The 14,751-nt window shown below is 47.9% G+C and carries 14 protein-coding genes; 2 read left to right on the top strand and 12 right to left on the bottom strand.

The window, feature by feature from the left end:
- Window positions 1–41 precede the first annotated feature (41 nt).
- Window positions 42–971 (bottom strand): hypothetical protein, encoded by a 930-nt coding sequence (locus tag KFE96_RS08155; RefSeq protein ID WP_255835494.1) that lies wholly within the window; start codon window positions 969–971, stop codon window positions 42–44.
- 112 nt (window positions 972–1,083) lie between these two features.
- On the opposite strand from KFE96_RS08155, the gene KFE96_RS08150 reads away from it, so the two are divergent.
- Window positions 1,084–1,746 carry a Fe2+-dependent dioxygenase gene (locus tag KFE96_RS08150; RefSeq protein ID WP_255835493.1) on the top strand — a complete coding sequence of 221 codons (663 nt, stop codon included), beginning with the start codon at window positions 1,084–1,086 and terminating at the stop codon, window positions 1,744–1,746.
- 56 nt (window positions 1,747–1,802) lie between these two features.
- Here KFE96_RS08150 and KFE96_RS08145 read toward each other — a convergent pair whose 3' ends face one another.
- Window positions 1,803–2,822 (bottom strand): Fe(3+) ABC transporter substrate-binding protein, encoded by a 1,020-nt coding sequence (locus KFE96_RS08145; RefSeq protein WP_255835492.1) that lies wholly within the window; start codon window positions 2,820–2,822, stop codon window positions 1,803–1,805.
- A gap of 72 nt (window positions 2,823–2,894) precedes the next feature.
- Entirely contained in the window at window positions 2,895–3,944 is a 1,050-nt protein-coding gene (locus KFE96_RS08140; RefSeq protein ID WP_255835491.1) for an ABC transporter ATP-binding protein, read from the bottom strand.
- 148 nt (window positions 3,945–4,092) lie between these two features.
- Here KFE96_RS08140 and KFE96_RS08135 point away from each other — a divergent pair, with 148 nt between their 5' ends.
- Window positions 4,093–5,724 (top strand): iron ABC transporter permease, encoded by a 1,632-nt coding sequence (locus KFE96_RS08135; RefSeq protein WP_255835490.1) that lies wholly within the window; start codon window positions 4,093–4,095, stop codon window positions 5,722–5,724.
- Here KFE96_RS08135 and KFE96_RS08130 read toward each other — a convergent pair whose 3' ends face one another.
- The 9 genes from KFE96_RS08130 to KFE96_RS08090 form a co-directional block, all read right to left on the bottom strand.
- A complete protein-coding gene (locus KFE96_RS08130) occupies window positions 5,725–6,279 on the bottom strand; it encodes a YceI family protein (protein WP_255835489.1) in 555 nt (184 codons plus the stop codon).
- Entirely contained in the window at window positions 6,279–6,890 is a 612-nt protein-coding gene (locus tag KFE96_RS08125) for a cytochrome b (protein ID WP_255835488.1), read from the bottom strand. Before KFE96_RS08125 ends, KFE96_RS08130 begins: the two co-directional genes overlap by 1 nt.
- A 2-nt stretch (window positions 6,891–6,892) precedes the next feature.
- Complete coding sequence (locus KFE96_RS08120; protein ID WP_255835487.1) at window positions 6,893–7,510, bottom strand: YceI family protein; 618 nt, start codon at window positions 7,508–7,510, stop codon at window positions 6,893–6,895.
- A 221-nt stretch (window positions 7,511–7,731) separates the two neighbouring features.
- Complete coding sequence (locus tag KFE96_RS08115; RefSeq protein ID WP_255835485.1) at window positions 7,732–8,175, bottom strand: hypothetical protein; 444 nt, start codon at window positions 8,173–8,175, stop codon at window positions 7,732–7,734.
- Window positions 8,176–8,183: 8 nt separating this feature from the next.
- Window positions 8,184–9,443: a sulfite oxidase gene (locus tag KFE96_RS08110; RefSeq protein ID WP_255835484.1), complete on the bottom strand. Its 1,260-nt coding sequence runs from the start codon at window positions 9,441–9,443 to the stop codon at window positions 8,184–8,186.
- 216 nt (window positions 9,444–9,659) lie between these two features.
- The gene (gene lpdA / locus KFE96_RS08105) at window positions 9,660–11,051 is read right to left on the bottom strand and encodes a dihydrolipoyl dehydrogenase (protein ID WP_255835483.1); all 1,392 of its coding nucleotides are present in this window, start codon (window positions 11,049–11,051) and stop codon (window positions 9,660–9,662) included.
- Between the two features lie 2 nt (window positions 11,052–11,053).
- On the bottom strand, window positions 11,054–12,361 hold the full coding sequence (locus KFE96_RS08100; RefSeq protein ID WP_255835482.1) for a dihydrolipoamide acetyltransferase family protein: 1,308 nt from the start codon (window positions 12,359–12,361) through the stop codon (window positions 11,054–11,056).
- Window positions 12,361–13,377 (bottom strand): alpha-ketoacid dehydrogenase subunit beta, encoded by a 1,017-nt coding sequence (locus KFE96_RS08095; protein ID WP_247020758.1) that lies wholly within the window; start codon window positions 13,375–13,377, stop codon window positions 12,361–12,363. Before KFE96_RS08095 ends, KFE96_RS08100 begins: the two co-directional genes overlap by 1 nt.
- 3 nt (window positions 13,378–13,380) lie before the next feature.
- Complete coding sequence (locus tag KFE96_RS08090; RefSeq protein ID WP_255835481.1) at window positions 13,381–14,607, bottom strand: 3-methyl-2-oxobutanoate dehydrogenase (2-methylpropanoyl-transferring) subunit alpha; 1,227 nt, start codon at window positions 14,605–14,607, stop codon at window positions 13,381–13,383.
- Between the last annotated feature and the right edge of the window lie 144 nt (window positions 14,608–14,751).

Raw genomic sequence — 14,751 nt, 5'->3', positions numbered from 1 at the left:
CGGAAAAACCGAGGCTTTGTCTTTTCTATGCTTTTGTAGATTTATTCTAGACCAAGCGCCAAGAGCTCAATCTGTGAAGCGGCGCCATAAAGCTGGCCAGCTTCTGTTGTCAGCGTTTCTGGAGGCATAATGCCCGGCCAAAGTGGTTTCAAACCTTCAATGATAGCTACCGCTTTACCAACAACCTCTGCTTCAGCAGCAGTAGATTTAGAAGATGTTTCAAGGATAGCCTTCGCGATGTTTGTGAAACCGAACGCATCTTGATATTCGTGTGCATTCTGCATTTTACCGTCTACAACAGCGATCGCATACTCTTCACCAGCTGTGCGGAGAAGCGCAACAGCAAGTTTCAGCTTTTCAGCAGCAGTGCCGCTTGCGGCAGATACAAAGCCTTCATTCTTCGCAATGGCGGCAGTTACGGCCGCATAACCAGCAGCCACGGCAGCATCACCTTTTTCGCCCTCTACAGCTGTTGCAAGCATTTCAAGCTCTTCAGCAAATCCTTTAGAGCCGCGCGCTTCAAACGCAGGTACAACTTCAGCATAAAGCTCACTCTTTGGGTGCTTCATATGCATTTTAGCGTGATCAATATGGCCTGCTTTATAAAGCTCATTACCCACAAATAGGTGGCCGCGCATAAGGCCAAGTTGTGTTAGGTATGCTAGATCATCTTTCGCGAGTTCAGCATCAGAAGCAGCGCCTTCGCCCTCTCCTTCACCTTCTCCCTCGCCTTCACCAGCAGGGGCAGCGTTACCTTCGCCTTCTCCCTCGCCCTCACCTTCTCCTTCGCCTTCACCGCCAGAAGAAGCAACTTGTGATGTTTGGGAACCGTCGACAACAACCTGATGGCCTTCGCCTTCACCTTCCCCCTCGCCTTCACCTTCGCCGCCTGTGGCACAGCCGCTCAGCGCTGTAACACTAGCAAAGGCAATAGCGCTCATATTCGTCCAAAGCTTGGTACGCTTTTCCATTGATCCTACCCCTTCAAAATTGACAAAAAAACATGCGGGTTTAATTTAGTTGATCGGCAGATTAATCATGATTAATCTATTTTGCAAACAATTCTCATTATTACAAAAGATCATGCAAATTTTTCTCGATAATATCTTAGATTCCCACACACTCAAGGCCATTACAGATTCTTTATCAAATGATGCGCTTTATGAAGACGGAAAGAAAACCGCAGGCCGCACCGCGCGCCGGGTGAAATCAAACCTTCAGGCTCGCCCTGATGCTGTTGAAGTTAAAGGGGCCTTAAAACTTATTGAGAAAGCGCTGATGAATCATCCTGTATTCAAAGCAGCCGCACTCCCTCAGAAATTCGCGAAACTCATGATCAACCGGTACGGCCCTGGTATGCAGTATGGGACGCATGTGGATGACCCAATCATCGCTGGTACGCGCACTGATCTTTCTTTCACCTTGTTCCTGTCTGATCCGGAAACATATGAAGGTGGTGAGCTGGTGCTCTGCAAGCATGATGGGGAAGAAAAGGTAAAACTGCCTAAGGGTGCGCTTACCCTCTATCCTTCCACCACACTTCACCATGTAGCTGAGGTAACAGAAGGGACACGATTAGCCGCTGTCGGCTGGGTTCAAAGTCGTGTTCGCCTTGCTGAGCACAGAGAAATTCTGTTTGACCTGCATACAGCGCTCGCGCAGCTGCCAGACACAGACGAAAACCTCAACGCTCGCATGCAAATTCTCAAAGCAAAAAGCAATCTCACCCGCATCTGGGCAGATTAGGCAAATAAAAAAGGGAGCTAAATAGCTCCCTTAAATCACTCTATGGCGTTTAAAACTTAGTTCCAACCGGCACGGTCAAAGATACGCACAGCAGCGGCCTGGTTTATACCCAGTTCACTTGCATTAATTGTATCTTCCTTGAACTCGCCCATCTGCTTCACAACATCAGTAACATTCGCGCCCTTAACAACCGGGTACTCATTATTACCTTCAACAAACAGGTACTGAGCACGGTTTTCTGTCAGATATTCAATGAACTTAATGGCGTTTTCACGGTTCGGCGCATACTTAAGCACACCAGCACCGCTGATGTTCACGTGCGTACCAGAAGTTTCCTGGTTCGGGTAGATTACACCAACCTGTTTGCCCACTTCATTACCGCTTGCAAGCAAACGTGCCAGATAATAGGTGTTCACAATTGAAAGTTCACACTCACCAGAAGCCACCGCACGGATGTTTGCTGTGTCATTCCCTTGTGGACGGCGGCGGAAGTTTGCCACAACGCCTTTGGTCCATTCTTCCGCTTTTTCTTCACCAACACGGCCAACCATAGCAGCTAGAAGCGAGATATTATAAATATTGGAAGAAGAACGAACACAAATCTGACCTTTGAACTCAGGCTTCGCCAGATCTTCATAAGTGTTCAGGCCTTCAGGCTTACCTTTTGCGGCATTATAAATAATCACACGAGCACGCTTGGAAAGGCCATACCACTGACCATTTGGATGACGAAGATGTGCTGGCACACGCTCTTCCAAAACAGCTGATGTAAACGGCGCAAAAATACCTTTTTGCTCTGCACGGTACAGGCGGCCTGCATCCACAGTGATGAGAATATCAGCTGGGCTGTATTTACCTTCATTCAGGATACGTTCAATGAGCGTATCGCTCGCTGCTTCAATCAGGTTAACTTTAACGCCTGTCTGTTTTTCAAAATCAGCGTAAAGCGCGAGATCAGTATCATAGTGGCGTGCACTATATACATTCACAACACCATCCGCATTTGCTGAGCTTGCGAACAAGCCTGTTACTGCCATCGCTGCGGCCATTGCTGTCTTGGTAAATTGGCGAATCATGGTATCCCCTATTTTCTTTCATATTTATTGATAGTAATTATCAATAACAAAATTAATTGTCCAGCCTCTGGGTTATTTTTGGTGATGGAAAACGAAGAATTCCTTCGAAGCAGCAGAGAGACGAACATTATCCCCTACTGAAAGGTTATCTGCGTTTGGAACCGACACTCGAAGTGGGGCAAGGGATGGTGCCGCCTCAACCGGCAACAAGAACACCAACCAACTGCTTCCAACAAAACGAATATCCGCAATACGAAGCGATGCTTCTTCCACCTTTTCTAACTTAAGGCCACTTGGCCGTACAACGAGCGTACAATTCTTACGTTCAGATGTGTCAGCCTTAGGGCAGCCAATGCTGCCGTAATCCGTGAGGTAACCAGTTTCTGTGCAAAGTGCGGGAATGGTTTGCGCATTCCCAAACAGTCCAGCCACCGTTGGATCAACCGGGTTTTCATACAGTTCCTTAGGCGTAGCAGCCTGAACAATTTTCCCGGCATCAAGCACCGCGATCACATCCGCCATTTCCATCGCTTCTGATGGATCATGCGTTACAAGGATTGTGGTTGTCCCACTTTCCTTAAGCGTACGGCGCGCAGATTCCCTGAGCGCACGACGGAGTGTACTATCAATGCTTGCGTATGGTTCATCCATCAACAGAACGCGCGGTTTTGGTGCGAGTGATCTAGCCAGTGCTACACGTTGTTGCTGCCCACCTGAAAGGGTGTGGGGATACCTGCTTTCAAAATCCGGCAGCCCGATGGACTTCAAGAGGCTTGAAGCAATTGCCTCTTTTTCCGCTCTGGTCTTTCCCTCAAGACCAAAAGCGATATTCTCCGCAAGGGTCATATGCGGAAACAGCGCATTTTCCTGAAACATTAAACCAACAGGGCGATCTTCCGGTGCGGGTTCATCCCCCGGCGTAGCCAGTGTTTCACCGTCCACCAAAATCTCGCCAGCCTGAAGTGGCTCTAGGCCAGCTGCCAAACGCAACATAGTACTTTTACCGCCACCTGACGGGCCTAAAAGACAGGTGATTTCACCGGCCTTTGCTTCAAGGTTTACATTCTTCAGAACGGCGTTATCACCGTAAGCATGAGAAATATTTTGGAAAGTTAAGGTCATAAACAGGAAATGCTTTGTCTTTTTACTTGAAATTGAACCCTAATCTAATGAAGAAGATATTCCAAGCCTGCTTCATAGTGTGAGACGGATTATCACAGGGTATTCATTTCACCAAGAAGATAGGCGCTTTTTAGTTCGGGATTATTTTATGAAAAAACTCAGTGGCACAAGTTATGGATGGCAGCTTTCAAGTTTGCTGATTTCCGCCCTTATCGCCGTGCCAATGGTGTTTATTATCATAAGCCTGTTTTCAGGCGCTGACCCTGCGTGGACCCACCTGAAGGAAACAATCCTACCAAGCTATATTGGCAACACAGTTCTGTTGATGGCGCAAGTAGCCCTTTATTCCACCATTATAGGTGTTTCCACCGCATGGCTAACTGCAGCAACTCAGTTCCCGGGGCGTCAATTCTTTTCCTGGGCGCTTATGTTGCCGCTCGCCGCGCCTGCTTATATCGTGGCCTATGTGTATACCGATCTGCTTGATTTCAGTGGCCCCGTGCAAACTGCTTTCAGGGCGATCACTGGCTATGAAGCGGGGGATTATATGTTTCCGCAAATTCGGTCATTAACGGGTGCCGCACTGATGTTGAGCCTGGTGCTCTATCCTTATGTTTATATGCTGGCGCGAGCTTCCTTTGTTCAGCGTTCAGCTACACTGTTTGATGCCGCACGCACGCTTGGTGCCCGGCCACTAAAAGCATTTTTCAAAATCGCTCTGCCTGCTGCGCGCCCCGCAATCGCCGCAGGCCTTGCGCTTGTACTGATGGAAACACTCGCTGATTTTGGCGTGGTGGAATACTTCGGCGTACCCACCTTCTCCACAGGTATTTTCAGAACATGGTTCGCTATGGGGGAGAAAATGGCAGCCATGAAGCTGGCAGCTGTGATGTTCATTATCGTGGCTTTCCTTGTTGTGCTGGAGAAATGGAGCCGTAAGGGGACCACGCAAAGCGCCCATGCCCGTGATGCTGCCATGAACCGAGCCCCCCTTAAGGGCATGCAAGCCTTTGGTGCTGTTTTAATCTGCGCGCTTCCTGTGCTTCTTGGATGTGTAATTCCGCTCGCAGTTCTCGGCAATCTAGCCATCACTGTGGGTGACCCAAAGCTTGGTTATGATTTCAGTGATTTTACCATTAACAGCGTGTCAGTTGCAGGAATGGCTGTTGGTGTCGCGCTCATCGCGGCGCTTATGCTTACCTATGCACAGCGTATTGCACCGACAAAAACAACAGCCGGTGCCATTCAAATTTCCACTCTTGGTTATGCGCTTCCAGGCGCGATGCTCGCGATTGGCTTACTTGCGCCACTTTCCCAACTTGATCGCTGGTTGGCTGAATTCTTTGAAACCACCTTTGATTGGCGCTCTGGCCTTTTGCTTACTGGCACAGTGACAACACTGGTTTACGCCTATGTAGTACGCTTCCTGACAGTAGCCTACAACACCACATCAAGCGGGCTTGAACAGATACCGCCGATTTATGATCAAGCGGCACGCAGCCTTGGCGCAAAACCGTTCAGACTAGTGAAAGAAATCCATTTCCCCCTAATGCAACGCTCAGTGGTAGCTGCGGGTATTTTAATTTTCGTGGATACGATGCGAGAACTACCAGCAACTCTGCTTCTAAGACCATTTAACTTTGAAACGCTGGCAACACGGGTTTACCGTTTGGCGGGAGATGAGCGTTTGGCGGAAGCTTCCACTGCCGCCATCGCTATTGTTTTAATTGGCCTGATCCCAGTACTTACACTGAATAAGCTGACAGACCGAAAACACTAGTTAGTGGGAAGCCACCACTTTAATTTTCAGCTCAATATTCTTTGAAACCCACGCGGCATCAGCATCTGACTGCACACCGAGATCGTAAGCGATACGATCAATCGAATGGCTTGCGTTCATTTCAGCAATATTACCGTTTGTATCAAGCGTAAAGGCAAGGGTAAGAGGCAAAGTTTTATCGCGGATTTGAAGCGTTCCTTCAGCCGTATAAGCATTCCCGCCTGTGTGGGTGAAAGTTACTGCTTCAAAGACGGCTATTTTATACGTATCAACCTTGAACCAGTCCTCACCTTTCAAAGTACCATCATAAAGGCCGTTGCCTGTTTTCGCTGTTGATGGATCAAAAGTTACTTTCACCTTTGAAGCAGAAAGGTTAGACGCATCAAAATTGATATCTGCCTGCCATTTTTCAAATACGCCGGTAAATTCATTCCCTGCATGAGTACCACCAAAACGTACTTCGCTTTTGCTGTGATCGACTTTCCAATCCGCCGCAAAAGAAGCGCCAGCAATCAATACAGATGCAAGGGCACCAATTATAAGGTTTTTCATCATTATTCTTCTTCTCGCTGTACTGGAGCTTTCAGGAACGGCAACATACGAACAAGCGTATTATCTTTTGCAATTACATGATGCTTCAGTGCTGCACCAATATGCAGAACGATAAGTGCGATACCGCCATATGCAATCACTTCATGCATTTCCTTAAACACACCTTCCCATTCCTGTTTACCTGCCATATCAAGGCTTGAAAGCGCATGCAGATGCGGAACTTCAAACTGGTTGAAATACATGGTCGGCAGCCCCCATGGGCTTGCAGAAACCATCAACCAACCCGTAATGGGAAGGCCAATCATCAAGGCATAAAACAGAAAATGAGTGGTGTGTGCCGCCATACGTTCCCATGCAACCATGCCTGAGGACATCGCTGGCACCTTATGGGTAAAACGCCAGATAAGGCGAACAACACTGAGCACCAACACTGTAAGGCCGATTGATTTATGGATTTGGTAAACCTCAAACGCAGTTGCCTGTGTTTCCTTTTCCTTAATCGCGCCTGTCATCCAGATACCGGCCGCCATCAAACCAATAATCGCAAAAGCAATCAACCAGTGCAGAAGGATGGCAACTTTAGTGTAACGCTCTGTATTATTCGCCGCGTTCATAATTACTTAGCTTTCTGGAATTCAGCGTCGATGTTGAAGGTAACTTCATCACCAATGTAAGGCACAAGGTGTGTGAAACCAAATTCAGAACGCTTCAATGTACCTGTTGCGTTAAAACCAACCGCAGGTACTTTCGCAAATGGATGAGCATCTGTTGCGCCAATAAGCGTTGCATCAAGCGTCATATCTTTAGAAACACCAAGCATTGTTACTGTGCCGTGGATTTTCGCTGTTTTATCGCCTGTTTTTTCAACAGACTTGGAAACAAATTCAATCTTCGGGAACTTGCTGCTGTTCAAAAATTTAGGATCGTTCGCGATTTCACCGTTGAAATCTGTCTCGCCCGGATAATCTGTTTCAACAGATGTCACATCAATCACTGCCTTCACAGATGATTTGCTTACATCATCCACATCAAGGTTAAGATCAATATCAAACTTTGTAAAACGTGCATTATAAACTGAGAGGCCCAGGTGGCTGATTTTCCATGTTACACTCGCGTGTGTTGGATCAACTTTATAAACACCTGATGGCGCCGCTACATCAGCTGCAATTACAGGCGCTGCGATTGAACCAAGTGCGAGAGATGCACCAATTACAGCCGTTTTTAGTAACTTCATTATAAAACTCCTCGTCTGAATGTGTTTTGCATACTCTCACAGTGCGAATTCAATCACGAGAACCTACAAAAAATGTATCAACATTCTGATTTTATTGACAAACGACAGGCTCGAATACTCAACACCGACAAACCTGCAAATTTTCACATTACAAACTTAGGGAGATTTTTCTGCTCACAAAAGCGCGATTTTTGCGACAATGTGTTCCAAAATTTGGAACACTATTCCTTATTTGAAGAAAAATGTTCTATGAGATAACGATGGATAAGCGCACGCTCTTCTGCTTCCAGTTCAGGCATATTCTGCTTTTCAACCATCCAATCGAGAAGATAATCCCACCGTTCTGGCGTTACTCGCTGCTGCATCACGATCGCCAAACTATGACAAGAAGCACAGTAAGCAGCCACCTCTTCATACCCTTCTGTACGCGGTAAGCCCCAATAATCATCATTGGGGTCAAACTTGCTACCACGCGCGATAGCAGAGCGTTTAATCAAGGGATCAAGGGCGTTAAAGGTATCTTTGTATCGGATAGAACCATCATAGGCAGCGGCCATAGCTTCTACGCGCGCACTTCGGCGCTCTTGCAATTCTTGATCCACTTCCGGCATTTCTGCTTCACTACAAGCAGCAAGCATCAACACACTGATTATAACAGCACGCATCAAAGCACCTAAACCGCAAATACAGCAACGCGGTGCTGCATGTTATTCAGATACCCTTTAGGGTTCCAGCCAGGCACCACAGAAGGCTGGCTTGTTCCGGTATGATCTGTGGCCCGTGCCCACACTTCATAATATCCAGCTTTCGGGAAGGTAAGCATCGCCTTCCAGTGCTGCCACGCGAATTTGTTCACTGGTTTATCCAGCTTTGCTTTTTGCCATGTAGCCCCGAAATCAATGGAGACTTCCATCTCAGATACATCACCCTGCCCTGACCATGCATGCCCCCTGAATTCCACCTTTTCACCCAGCTTCACACGGCTACCCGTTACAGGGTATGTAACCAGTGATTTCACAGGCATTTCGTGGATGATAACCATATCTTCTTTGGGCACTTCCGTACCCGGACTAACAGGATATGCAGGCATACGGTAGGCAGTACCTGTCATCTTCGGACCATCATGGATTTGATCTCTGATTTCAATGCGCTTAAGCCATTTCTGTGAGCATGATCCTGGCCAGCCCGGCACCACTAAACGCACCGGAAAACCATTCAGCACAGGGAGCGGTTCGCCGTTCATCTCGAACGCAATGATGCTATCTTCTTCTAAGGCTTTCGAGATTGGAACACCTCGCGAAATTGGCGCTTTCTCGGGATCACCAGACAAGTGCATATCCACGCTGTGATGGGCCGTGTAAACGGCAGTATCTTTAACGCCAGCTTTCTTCAGCACATCACGAAGACGAACCCCTGTCCACTGAGGGCAACCGATAGCTCCTAACGACCACTGGTTCCCAGAAGCGCCCGGCTCATAGAACTTACGGCCATTGCCGCCGCATTCTATCCACAGCTGTTTAGTAACCACCTCAAAATCACGTTTTAGGTCTGCAATCGACAACGTGAGGGGCGTTTCCACTTCACCATCAATAGTGATTGTCCAACTATCAGCTGGGTGCTCTTCATAATCCGGCACAATACCATTATTGCGCACAAACAACCGGCTTGCAGGCGTGATAGCATCATCCAATAAATGCGCTGGTGTTTCCATATTAATCGGGCGAGCATTGAGGAGCGTGAGGCCATCTTTGCGAGCGATAAGCGCATCATCATCCAGCCGAACATCGTCATTCGCATAAGCGACAGGCAATAGGCCTTTAGGCATGTTTTTAAGGAACGGAATATTCGTACCAAACATAAAAGCAGCGGAACCAACGCCCCCCAACAACAGCTTTCTGCGTGAAATATTCATCGCCGCTTTTTTACCTGCCATGTTTGCCTCCCAAAACTCGGTAAATTAGTAGCAAGCTCTTACAGAGCAGCCTTAAACGCAAGAAAAAACATAAAAAACAACAGTTTTGTGAAATACCAACACTGTATTTTAGAAATTATTTTTAACTACATTCTATCAAACAAAAATTATTAGGTTAGAAATACAAAAAGCCGAGCACCTAAGTGCCCGGCTTTGGAATTTAAGGAGCGCCAAATCTTAGATATGCAGAGCGTGTCCAAGGGCTTTAAGCGCTGCTTCCTGGAAACCTTCACTTTGTGTCGGATGCGCGTGAATTGTGCCCGCAACATCTTCTAGGCATGCTCCCATTTCAAGGGCAAGTGAGAAGGCAGCTGAAAGTTCAGCAACGCCTTTACCCACAGCCTGAATACCAAGCACAAGATGGTTATCTTTGCGCGCTACAATGCGAACAAAACCAGTTTCAGCTTCCATAGTCATCGCGCGGCCATTGGCTGCGAACGGGAAGACACCAATTTTGGTTTCATAACCCGCAGCTTCCGCTTCTTCAGGCGACAGACCAGCTGTCACGATTTCAGGGTCAGTGAAACAAACGGCTGGGATAGAAACTTTATCGAACGTACGGTTCATGCCAGAGATAATCTCAGCAACCATTTCACCTTGTGCCATCGCACGGTGGGCCAGCATTGGCTCGCCTGTAAGGTCACCAATCGCATAAACGCCTGTCATGGATGTTTCGCATTTGTCGTTAATCGCAACAACGCGGCCATTCATGGTTAGATCAAGCTCTTCGAGACCAAAGCCTTCTGTTTTCGCACGGCGACCAACGGTTACGAGGATTTTGCTCGCTTCCAGTGTTTTATCACCATCAGCTGTTTCAACAGTAAGCGCTGTGCCGTCTTCGTTAGCTGCTTTAGCTTTTGTATTCAGAAGCACTTCGATACCAAGATCCTTAAGGCTCGCCATAATCGGCTTGGATAGATCAGCATCATACTGCGGCAAGATACGCTCAGCAGCTTCAACAACTGTAACTTTCGCACCCATTTTCGCGTATGCTGTACCTAGTTCAAGCCCGATATAACCACCGCCGATAACAACCAACTTCTCAGGCACACCATCAAGTGACAGTGCTTCTGTAGAAGAAATAATATTACCGCCAAATGGTAGGCTCGGGATTTCAACAGGCACACTACCAGTTGCCAAGATTACATTCTCAGCCTTGATAGTTACGTCGCCTTCATCGGTTGCCACCAAACAAGTTTTACCGTCAACCATCTTGCCCCAGCCTTTAACAAGCTGTGCTTTATTCTTTTTGAGCAGGCCAGTAACACCGCTGTTCAGGCGTTTTACGATGCTGTCTTTCCATTCAATGGTTTTAGACAGATCAATAGACGGCGTTTGAACGCTGATGCCCAGAACATTCTCGCCAGTAAAATGCATGGATTTTTCAAATTCATCAGCAGCATGGATAAGTGCTTTAGATGGAATACAGCCAACATTCAGGCATGTGCCGCCCGGTGCCTGCCCATCTACAATCACAGTATCAAGACCAAGCTGTCCCGCACGAATAGCAGCAACATAGCCACCCGGCCCCGCGCCAAGCACGAGAACTTTACAGTTAATCGTTTTCATAATTAGCGCTCCATGAAGAGAGTTGCTGGGTTTTCAAGCAGCTGTTTGATACGCTGGATAAATTCAGCAGCATCCCAACCATCGATAATGCGGTGATCAAACGATGAAGAAAGGTTCATCATCTTACGCGGTACAAAACCACCATCACGCCATTCTGGGCGGATCGCTACTTTGTTCACGCCAACAATCGCAACTTCCGGGCTGTTCATCACAGGTGTGGAAACAATGCCGCCCATCTTACCAAGGCTTGAAAGCGTGATTGTTGAACCTGTCAATTCCTCGCGAGAGATAGAACCATCACGTGCAGCGTTTGCAAGGCGTTTTGCTTCGTTCGCAAAATCATTGATTTCCATTGCTTCACAGTGGTTCAACACTGGCACCATAAGGCCACCCGGTGTTTGCGCAGCCATACCAATATGAACGCCGCCATATGTGTACAGCATGTCATTGCCGTCATCATAGTGGCTGTTCAGCTTTGGATAATCTTTAATCGCCATAACCATCGCCTTCATAATGAAAGGCAGGATTGTTAGCTTCGGATCATCTTCTTTGCGTGTCGCATTCATATGCTCACGTAGTTCTTCAAGCGCCGTTACATCAATCTCATCAACATAAGTGATGTGCGGGATACGCTGCTTGGCATCCTGCATACGCTCAGCAATTTTACGGCGCAAGCCGATAACTTTTGTTTCTTCAACAGATGTATCAGCACGCTTTGATGAACCACCAACCGGTGCAGAAGCGCCAGAGATATAATCTTCAAGATCTTCGTGCGTGATACGGCCTGCAGGGCCAGTACCAAATACATACTGTAGTTTCACACCAGCATCTGCAGCACGTTTGCGCACAGCAGGAGAAGCAATTGGCTTCTCACCTTCTTTACGCGGTGCGCCAGATGTTGCTTTCTTCGCAGAAGCAACTGGCTTTTTCACAACAGCTGTTTTCTTTGGCGCAGGTGCTGGAGCCGGCTCAGCTTTCGCTTCCGGTTTTGCTTCTTCTTTCGGCGCTTCTTCAGCGGCAGGTGCTGGCGCGTCAGCCTCAGCTGAAATCATCGCTTCGTTGCCTTCACCTTCAACTTCAAGTGTGATGATCACGGCGCCAACCGGTGTCATATCACCAATAGTGCCAGAGATTTCTTTCACCACACCATCAACCGGGCTTGGGATTTCAACCGTTGCTTTGTCTGTCATTACAGCAGCGAGAACGTCATCCTCTTTGACAACGTCACCAGCGCTTACGTTCCATTCTACGATTTCAGCTTCGGTAATACCTTCACCAACATCTGGCATCTGGATTTTATGCAGTCCCATTATACCGCCTCCATCATAGCTTTGAGTTCACGGCCAACACGTGCTGGACCAGGGAAATAATCCCATTCCTGTGCGTGTGGGTATGGTGTGTCGTAACCGGCTACACGAACAACTGGGCTTTCAAGGTGATAGAAGCAGCGCTCCTGAACCTGAGCAGCAAGCTCAGCACCAAAACCAGATGTTTGTGTCGCTTCATGAAGCACCATGCAGCGGCCTGTTTTCTTCACAGATTCAACAATCGCATCCACATCAAGTGGTAGTAGTGAACGCAGGTCAATGATTTCAGCATCAATGCCCGTCTCTTTCACCGCAGCTTCTGCAACATAAACCATCGTGCCGTATGTAAGGATGGTAACAGCTTTACCTTCACGGAAAGTAGAAGCTTTACCGATTTCCACAGTGTAGTGGCCTTCAGGCACATCACCAAGCGGGTGCTTGGACCAGTTGCTCGCAGGGCGATCATGGTGCCCATCGAACGGACCGTTATACAGGCGCTTTGGCTCAAATACGATTACAGGATCAGGATCTTCCATCGCTGCAATCAACAGGCCTTTGGCATCATATGGGTTTGACGGAATAACCGATTTCACACCAGCTACGTGGGTGAAAAGTGATTCCGGGCTCTGGCTGTGTGTCTGCCCGCCAAAGATACCACCTCCAACTGGAGTACGGATCGTAATCGGCGCTGTAAACTGCTCACCAGAACGGTAACGAAGGCGTGCTGCCTCTGATACAATCTGGTCATAAGCAGGATAGATATAATCTGCGAACTGGATTTCCACACATGGACGCAGGCCGTAAGCAGCCATACCAATAGCTGCACCTACGATACCGCTTTCATTAATCGGGCTATCGAACACGCGGTTCTTGCCGTATTTATCCTGAAGGCCGTGCGTACAGCGGAATACACCACCGAAATAACCAACATCTTCACCAAACACGACTACATTGTCGTCTTCAGCCATTTTCACATCCATTGCATCGCGAATGGCTTCAATCATAGACATTTGCGGCATTGGTTATACTCCCATCTTCTGGCGCTGTTCGCGCAGATGTGGCGGTAGTTCTTCAAACACCGCTTCAAACATATCTTTCGGGCTTGAACCTGCGCCCATAACACCGTGTGATTCAGCTTCTTTGGTTGCTACGCGCACTTCTTCGTCATACTCGCTTTCGGCCTGAGCATGACGCTCTTCTGACCAAAGCCCACGAGCAATCAGGTGGTTCTTGAGGCGAAGGATCGGATCACCAAGCGGCCACGCTGTTGATTCTTCCTTCGGACGGTACTTGGACGGATCATCCGATGTTGAGTGTGGTGCCACACGGTATGTTACCCATTCAATAAGAACAGGACCAAAGCCGCGACGAGCACGTTCAATTGCCCAGCGGGATACAGCATAAACCGCAAGGAAATCGTTACCATCAACACGAAGGGACGGAATGTCATAGCCGTGCGCACGTTCAGCAAATGTCGCTTCATCACCACCTGCGATACCGCGGAAGGATGAAATCGCCCACTGGTTATTCACAATATTGAAAACAACTGGTGGCTTATAAACAGAAGCGTTCACAAGTGCTGAGTGGAAATCATTTTCAGCTGTTGAACCATCACCAATCCACGCAGAAGCAATTTTTGTATCGCCTTTGATTGCAGATGCCATCGCCCAACCAACTGCGTGGATGAACTGTGTGCCAAGGTTACCGGAAACCGTAAAATAATCGTGGCTGCGCGCGCTATAAAGAATAGGCAGCTGGCGACCCTTCAGTGGATCTTTCTCGTTAGACAGAATCTGGTTGATCATATCTTCCATTGGATAATCTGTCGAAAGCAGAAGACCCTGCTGGCGGTATGTTGGGAAGTTCATATCGCCTTTGGTTTGCGCCGCTTTATGCGCAATTGCGATTGCTTCCTCGCCAGTACACTTCATATAGAAGGATGTTTTACCCTGACGCTGAAGTGTCATCATACGCTCATCGAACGCACGCGTGCGGATCATTGCCTTAAGGCCATCCAGCAACACACCATCATCGATATCCTCAGCCCAAGGACCAACCGCTTCACCATCACGGTTCATCACACGGATGATTGTTGTTGCCAAATCCTTAATTTCCTGCGGACGACAATCGATCGCAGGCTTGCGTGCACTGCCCGCTTCAGGGATTTCAAGTTTGGTAAAATCAGGTTCATCACCCGGGCGGCCTGTTGGTTCAGGCACATAGAACTTCAGCGGTTCATAATCCGACATAGCGTTAAGACCCTAGACTGTTTCTGTGACAATACGTCAGCAATACTGACTTAATTTTCGCCGAGAATGCAATTTTTTTTCGCGAATTACAAGGGGAATCATTTGTGTTCACGGGCTGGTTACCAACAGGCACAGTGCCAACAC

Origin of the sequence: Kordiimonas sp. SCSIO 12603, from assembly GCF_024398035.1 — a bacterium.
Lineage (GTDB): Bacteria > Pseudomonadota > Alphaproteobacteria > Sphingomonadales > Kordiimonadaceae > Kordiimonas.
The sequence above is the reverse complement of the archived record's forward strand: the minus strand, read 5'-3'. Positions and strand labels throughout refer to the sequence as shown.